Origin of the sequence: Pseudoalteromonas sp. P1-11 (assembly GCF_001399995.1) — a bacterium.
In the GTDB taxonomy this organism is placed as follows: domain Bacteria; phylum Pseudomonadota; class Gammaproteobacteria; order Enterobacterales; family Alteromonadaceae; genus Pseudoalteromonas; species Pseudoalteromonas atlantica.
Map to the genome: position 1 here is coordinate 668,956 of NZ_LJSP01000002.1, position 6,000 is coordinate 674,955.

Sequence of the window (6,000 nt, forward strand, 5' to 3'; positions counted from 1 at the left end):
AACAAAAAAATGACGCACACTAAAAGGAATAATAATGAGTGAGCAAAATAAATGCCGTTGTGCATGGCTCGACGCCACAAAGCCTGATTATGTGAAATACCATGATGAAGAATGGGGAGTCCCCCTTTATGACGACACGAAATTATTTGAATTTATTACTCTCGAGTCGGCGCAAGCGGGCTTAAGTTGGTACACCATTTTAAAAAAGCGCGCAGGCTATAAAAAAGCATTTGCTAATTTTAATGTGCAAAAAGTGGCTAACTTTACAGCCGATGATATAGAACGGCTAATGCAAGATGAGAGCATTGTGCGTAACCGCTTAAAAATTGCTGCCACCGTTAATAATGCTCAGCGGTTTATTGAGATTCAAAAAGAATTTGGCAGCTTTAGTAATTACCAATGGCAATTTGTAGGCAATAAACCAATTATTAGTGATTTAAATAGTGTTGAAGACACCCCTGCAATTACCGAGGAGTCAAAAGCGTTTGCAAAGGATTTAAAAAAACGAGGTTTTAAATTTTTGGGCCCTACAACGGTATACGCACATATGCAGGCCTGTGGCATGGTTAACGATCATAGTAATGATTGTTTTAGAAAAAAAGAAATTATAAAGGCTATGGTTGATAAGTGATTTATCACCATAAAAGTGATCTGTTCATAAAAAGGTGAAGAGACGCTTCGCTTTAGAGAAGTAACGTGTAAGTTAATTGTGGTTTCTCATTTGACCTCGTTTTTTTGGGGTTAAGCAATTAAAAGCTGCGCTTTTTACGCGAGCAAGCTTCGCGTCTACCGCCAAAGTTTAAGTTTGCGTTTACCTTGTAAACGCGAAGCTTGCTTGCGTGACGGGCAAAGCCCGTAAATTAACTCCTCAAAAATGAATAATAAATAACGAAAAGTCTTTCACCATTTGCATACTGCTAATCTCGTGAAAGATTGTACTTTTTCATTTTTTCAACAAGCGTTGTACGCCTTACACCTAATATTTCTGCGGCGCGCGCAACAACGTAATCAAAACGCTCTAACGCTTGGGTAATTAAGCTTATTTCAAGCTCTGCTAAATAATCTTTAAGCTCTATGCCCTCTTCGGGTAATACGCCAGATCCCGGTTGGCTAAATTCAGGCTCTGGTTCATTATCATAATCGCTAAAGCCTGAGCTAAAAATATCGTTAAAGGCATCTTTTTCAAGTAGCTCTTCAGGGTATTCTGGCTCGTATGCGTCTACCTCGATGTAGCGATATTTATTGGGTAAATCGGGTACATCCACTACTTTTTCAGGGAACATAATCACCATGCGCTCCACTAAATTAGCAAGCTCTCGGATATTACCAGGCCAAGCATGTTCTTTGAGGCTCTCAACCGCGCGCTCTGTAAATTTAGCCGACGTACCACTTTGCTCATTAACACGGCGCATTAGCTCTTTAAGTAATAAAGGTATGTCGTCAGCACGTTCATTAAGTGACGGGTTTTCAATAGGAAACACGTTTAAACGGTAATATAAATCTTCCCTAAAGCTGCCCTTTTCAATCATTTCCTCAAGGTTGCGATGAGTAGCGGCAATCACCCGTACATCTGCTTGAATAGCTTTGGTGCCACCTACACGCTCGTAGCTGCGCTCTTGTAATACCCGCAATAGCTTAACTTGCATTTGCAGCGGCATATCGCCAATTTCATCTAAAAATAGCGTACCGCCTTGCGCTAATTCAAACCGCCCTTTACGTGCAGAAATAGCGCCGGTAAATGCCCCTTTTTCGTGACCGAATAGTTCGCTTTCTAGCAACTCTCCAGGTATGGCACCACAGTTTACTGGTACAAATGGCCCCGTATTGCGTTTAGATAATAAATGGACGTTACGCGCAACCACCTCTTTACCTGTACCCGACTCACCTAAAATAAGCACGTTTGCATCGGTTTTAGCCACCTGCTCAATTAAAAAGCGTACGTTTTTAACAGCATCGGTTTCGCCAACTAAACCATCAAATGTTTTGTGTGGTTTATGCTGCTTGTGGCTACCAGGCAACATACGTTGGTACTGTTGGCAGTCGTGTAATAACTGTGTGGTCACTTCGTGATTAAACGGCTCACAAATTAAGCCCACTACATTAGCAATACTTAATAAGGGCTTGAGTGTTTCACCAATCAGTAAAAAAGGTAGGGTTGGAAAACGCTTAATTAAGCTTTCATGATCTAAGCTTTGTAATGCACCTAAAATAACAATGCATTCTTGTTGTTGATACTTACTAGATACTTGCTCAAAATCACTTTCGTCAAGTAGCTGCACAGCTTCCCCAATAAAGGTAAGCGATGCATTTAATCCTATTGCACGGTTATTATTATTATCTAAAATCAAGATCATAGTTAGCGAGCCATAATTTCACTAATTTATTTTATTAGCTAAATTGTAAGCGAGATCTGAATGGATGCAAGTAATAGCGGCGGTTTTTTGACATAAACGCCAAAAAATAGACATCGTTATAAAACAATAATACTTAATAATTAAAACTTAAGTACTGGTTTATCAATTAATACTTAAAGCTAATATTCTGTACTACTTTTACTTAGTGCATAAAATTACTTTGGTCAAAAATATAAACTATAATTAGCTTAAGTTGAAAGTAACGATGCCGATAACTAAATAAACGCAAGATGCTTGGCATTAATATTGCTTTTGTTTCGTATAGACGATTTCACATATTTATTTAGGATTTCCCCATGGCTCATGTTTCATTAAAAAAATATTCTCAAGTGCGTGCCAGCAACATTGCTGAAATGGCGCCCTATGAGCAAATTAACCTTATTTTTAGTAACATAATTGGCCGTTTGGCCGCTACTAAAGGTTTTATTGAGCGCAAAGAAATAGAAAAAAAAGGCGAAAACATCTCTGCCTGTATTCTACTATTAGGCGCACTTCAAGATGCGCTGAACCTAGAAGTTGAACAAGACCCGAGTATTTCAAATAATTTATTAGCACTTTATGACTACTGCCAAAGGCGCCTTGTGCAAGCAAATGTAGATAATGACATTGAGATTATTTCTGAGGTAGCTGGCATTATTAAAGAAATAAAAGAAGGCTGGGATAGTATCCCTGTCGATCAGCGTATTCCTGCGGTATAAACTAATGGCTTTAGAGCAAATAGGCAAAGCTGAGTACATCAACCAATTACTCAGCAGGATCGAATTATTAGTGCAAAGCAATAACGCTGATGAAGCTCCCCCTATTATGGATACTTTAAATAGTGAGCTTAAGCGCTGGTGCGAAAGCGATAACCCGCCTACCGCCGAGCAACTTATGGTTGTGCAAGCCAACATCAACAACATTAGCAAACAAGCAAATGCAGTTAAAAACGAATCATCTAAAGCCATAATTAAGCAAAAAAAAACAGGTAAAGCAATCTCTGCCTACAAATCAGTTTAACTAAGTATCGCACGGCGCTATTTAAACTTAATTGAGCATAAAAAAACCGTTTATAAAACGGTTTTTTTATATAGGCATTAACAAATTTTACTGGTTATGAATTGTTACTCACCACACCAGGCATATTTTCAAGCTGTGCTTGCACATAACTACTTGTAGAGTTGAGGCTCGCTACCAATAAGTCCATAGCGTTGTACTGAGCGTATAACCTATCAGATAACGACTCCATTTTACTCGCAAGGCTGAGGCGCTGATCATCTAAATCGTCTAGTTGGTTAGTTTTACTGTCTATACGGTTTTGGATAATACCGTCAGAGTCTGTATAAAAGCTCATTAGCTCATCAAAAGACTGCGCAAAACCGCCCTCGTCTTCGTCATCACCTACAAAAAACTGCTGTACTAAATCTACATCAGATTCTATTTGCTCGTTTAGTGTTTCAGTATTGAGTGTTAAAACACCGTAGCGATCTGTTTCAACACCTAATTGTGAAAGTGATAATGAATTACCATCGCCTAAATCAACCGACTCAGTTATTTCACTACGTAGCTTTGACATAACACCACGAAGGAGTGAATCACCCGCCATTACACCAGCACCGCTTTCACTTGATGCACCTAAATTATTACTGAGCTCTAACAGTTCGTTGTAACTTGTAATAAAGCTATTTAAACCTGCTTGTATATTATTATTATTTTCAGTGACAGATATATCGCTCACATCATCGTCGGCATCATGCAATTTTTTTGCGGTGATATCTACGCCATCAATTACATTACTAAATTCATTTGTATTACTTGATACCGTTAATGTGCCATCAATCGTTATTTGGGCATTTTGCGCAGCGTTTACTTCAGTTAAGTTGGTAGTATGGTTTAGCGGGTCTGCGTCAGATACATCGTACGCTAACCGTGAAAGCCCACCTGTATCGGTATTATTACCATCGTCATCTTGTACAGTAATAGTAATTGCATTGTCTTCGCCGGTTTCTTTACTTGTGAGTACTAAGTGCTGGCCTGCATCGCTGGTTACTATAGTAGCTACAACTGAGTCATTACTATCGCTGCCAGTAAAGGGGCCGTTATTTATTTGGTCGCGTAAATCTTCTAAGGTGTTAGTTGCCGATAAAACAGTAGAAAAACTGTTTTCACCAGAGCCTATTGTAATTACACCGGCGCCAATTGCCTCATCGGCAGCAAATGCAGGAGATGACAATTTATGCGCTTGGGCTAATGCATCTACTTTTACATTGTAGCTACCTGGCTGAGCGTCTTCATCAGCACTAATTGATATAAAGTCATCATTACCAGACGTACTACGCTTTTGGTAGTTATCACTATCGCCTAATGCCTCCATAGCCGTTTGCACCTGCTCTAAAGCAGATTTTAATGCGCCTGCAGCTGATATATCTGTAGTTAAGTTACTTTCAGTAGTATTTAAACGAGCCTCAGCAGGGGCCTGCTCAGCATTCACTAATGCATCCACAATGTCTGATACAGCTAAGCCAGAGCCCAAACCATTAAACGAAATAGACATACTTCACCTCTTTAAACACCTTAAAATAAGCTAACTAAATACACGAGTAACAATAGCCGCTAAACAGTTTGATCAATTAAAATACCCGCAGATTCAGAAAGCTTTGACACTAAGCTTAATACTTCTTCCGAAGGGTATTGCTTAATTACATCGCCACTGGTTTTATCGAGAATTTTAATAACGTCACGGCCTGAGTCTTCATCAACTTGAAATTGCAGACTACGGCTCATCTCTCCCATAAACTCCTGCAATTGTTGCGCCACTTTTTCAAGCTGCTCACGCTCAAGTTGTTGGTTTTGCGAACTATTGTCCTCAGAGCTTTGCTGCGTATAGTGATTGTTTAACTGGTTTTGCGAGCCTTGTTCATCCGTTTTATTTACGTCATCAACAGCGCGCTGAGTCAATGTCGCTCCAGACTGCCCTACTTGTTTATCTTCACCAGTTAAAGATGTTGATGCTATCGTAACTTCTGCGTTTGAAGTAATGGTGTTCATAACGCCTCCTAAATATTGCCAAACTTTTATAGTTATTAAACTAACAATAGCTTAATTTATACCCTTAAACCACAAAAGGAGGTAGCTAAAGCCACCTCCTTGTTTTAAAACTAATACTGACTTTATGTACTAGCTAGCTATTCATTAAGCTATAACGTTTAGCTTATTAACCTAATAAGCTAAGTGCTGTTTGTGGTAACTGATTCGCTTGCGATAAAATTGACGTACCTGCTTGTTGCAAAATTTGGTTTTTCGTCATTTCTGCTGTTTCAGTTGCAAAGTCGGTATCTTGAATACGGCTACGTGATGCAGAAACGTTTTCAGAGATGTTTGCAAGGTTACTAATAGTATGGTCAAAACGGTTTTGAATCGCACCTAAATCCGCACGTTGGCTATCTATTTGTGCAATTGCTGCATCAATAATAGCCAATGCGTCTTGCGAGCCTGTCTGGGTTCTAATGTCTACTTGGTCAACACCTATTGACTCACTATTAACTGCGCTATCAACATCAGCTGCAGCAACTAATGCATCATCATTGCCAGTAACTGTAAAAGACTT

Annotated in this window: 7 protein-coding genes; 3 read left to right on the forward strand and 4 right to left on the reverse strand. The window is 39.3% G+C overall.

Annotated features, from left to right (window positions below; translation table 11 throughout):
- Window positions 1–34 precede the first annotated feature (34 nt).
- Complete coding sequence (locus tag AN390_RS05695; protein WP_054982995.1) at window positions 35–631, forward strand: DNA-3-methyladenine glycosylase I; 597 nt, start codon at window positions 35–37, stop codon at window positions 629–631.
- 286 nt (window positions 632–917) lie between these two features.
- On the opposite strand, the gene AN390_RS05700 is transcribed toward AN390_RS05695, so the two are convergent.
- Window positions 918–2,354, reverse strand: a complete 1,437-nt coding sequence (locus tag AN390_RS05700; protein ID WP_004588285.1) for a sigma-54 dependent transcriptional regulator — start codon at window positions 2,352–2,354, stop codon at window positions 918–920.
- A gap of 356 nt (window positions 2,355–2,710) precedes the next feature.
- Between AN390_RS05700 and fliS the strand changes: the two genes are divergently transcribed.
- Together fliS and AN390_RS05710 are read left to right on the forward strand one after the other, a co-directional pair.
- A complete protein-coding gene (gene fliS, locus AN390_RS05705; protein ID WP_055253176.1) occupies window positions 2,711–3,112 on the forward strand; it encodes a flagellar export chaperone FliS in 402 nt (133 codons plus the stop codon).
- A 4-nt stretch (window positions 3,113–3,116) separates the two neighbouring features.
- Entirely contained in the window at window positions 3,117–3,413 is a 297-nt protein-coding gene (locus tag AN390_RS05710) for a hypothetical protein (protein ID WP_055253177.1), read from the forward strand.
- A gap of 94 nt (window positions 3,414–3,507) precedes the next feature.
- On the opposite strand, the gene fliD is transcribed toward AN390_RS05710, so the two are convergent.
- From fliD to AN390_RS05725, 3 genes are all read right to left on the reverse strand, one after another.
- Window positions 3,508–4,947: a flagellar filament capping protein FliD gene (fliD, locus tag AN390_RS05715; protein ID WP_055253178.1), complete on the reverse strand. Its 1,440-nt coding sequence runs from the start codon at window positions 4,945–4,947 to the stop codon at window positions 3,508–3,510.
- Between the two features lie 59 nt (window positions 4,948–5,006).
- Window positions 5,007–5,441 (reverse strand): flagellar protein FlaG, encoded by a 435-nt coding sequence (locus AN390_RS05720; RefSeq protein WP_055253179.1) that lies wholly within the window; start codon window positions 5,439–5,441, stop codon window positions 5,007–5,009.
- Window positions 5,442–5,607: 166 nt separating this feature from the next.
- On the reverse strand, window positions 5,608–6,000 hold a 393-nt coding region (locus AN390_RS05725), incomplete at its 5' end, for a flagellin (protein WP_236695078.1).